The organism is Streptomyces sp. SID5910 (assembly GCF_009862125.1).
Classification (GTDB): domain Bacteria; phylum Actinomycetota; class Actinomycetes; order Streptomycetales; family Streptomycetaceae; genus Streptomyces.
The window spans coordinates 1-505 of the sequence record NZ_WWHX01000248.1 but is presented as its reverse complement, the minus strand read 5'-3'; the positions used below and the strand labels follow the sequence as shown (position 1 = coordinate 505).

The window sequence follows — 505 nt, the reverse complement described above, 5'->3', positions numbered from 1 at the left end:
GCGGCGACGATCTCCGCCGCGATCGACAGGGCCGTCTCCTCCGGGGTGCGGGCGCCGAGGTCCAGGCCGATGGGGGACCGCAGCCGGGCCAGTTCGCGCGAGCTCAGGCCGGCTTCGCGCAGCCGTCGCTCCCGGTCCTCGTGGGTGCGCCGCGAGCCCATCGCGCCGACGTACGCGACCGGCAGCCGCAGGGCCTCGGTCAGCAGCGGTACGTCGAACTTGGCGTCGTGGGTGAGGACGCACAGCACCGTGCGCGCGTCGGTCGGGGTGCTCCGCAGATAGCGGTGCGGCCAGTCGACGACGACCTCGTCGGCGTCCGGGAAGCGGGCCCGCGTCGCGAAGACGGGCCGGGCGTCGCACACCGTCACGTGGTGGCCGAGGAACTTGCCGGCGCGCACCAGCGCCGCCGCGAAGTCGACCGCGCCGAAGACGATCATGCGGGGCGGCGGCACCCGGGACTCGACGAGCAGCGTGAGTCCGCCGGGGCAGTGCGAGCCGTCCTCGA

At 75.0% G+C, this 505-nt stretch carries 1 protein-coding gene; it reads right to left on the bottom strand.

The features are described from left to right. The coding region (locus tag GTW67_RS08735; protein ID WP_161164236.1) for an XdhC family protein at positions 1-505 on the bottom strand (505 nt) is incomplete at both ends.